This window comes from Collinsella tanakaei (assembly GCF_016902615.1).
GTDB classification, from domain to species: Bacteria; Actinomycetota; Coriobacteriia; order Coriobacteriales; family Coriobacteriaceae; genus Collinsella; species Collinsella tanakaei_A.
The window spans coordinates 1-421 of the sequence record NZ_JACJMB010000083.1; the positions used below are offsets into that span (position 1 = coordinate 1).

A 421-nucleotide genomic window follows, 5' to 3' on the forward strand; every position below is an offset into this window, starting at 1 on the left:
GCCTCCTCGACCGAGGTCTCGCGGCGGCGGTAGCGCTCGATGATGGCCGTCGTGAACCTCATGCCCTTGAGCTTGGGCATGCGGATCGTCACCTCGCCGGACGACGTGGTCAGGCTCCGCTCGTAGTGGCCGGCGCGGTAGGCCTCGCGCTCGGCGGTCCGCTCGTAGCGCTCGGCGCCGACGAGGTCGCCGGCCTCCTCCTCGAGCAGGCCGTTCAGGGTGTCCTCGACGGTTCTCCTGACGAGCTCGCGAAGGTCGGACTTCAGGGTCTCCTCGTTGAATGTTACGATTGGCTCGGGCATGGTCTTCCTCCAGTCTGATCGAATCTAGGCAACTCGAATCATACCGGGGCGGGCCGTGCCCTCCTGTCTATCTGGACGCTATGCTGCTGTCAAAGTGCGCAAGAAATTGTACGTTACCG

At 64.1% G+C, this 421-nt stretch carries 1 protein-coding gene; it reads right to left on the reverse strand.

What is annotated here, in order from left to right:
- Positions 1-302: transposase (locus H6A21_RS10810; RefSeq protein WP_204562786.1), on the reverse strand; the 302-nt coding region annotated here is incomplete at its 3' end.
- Between the last annotated feature and the right edge of the window lie 119 nt (positions 303-421).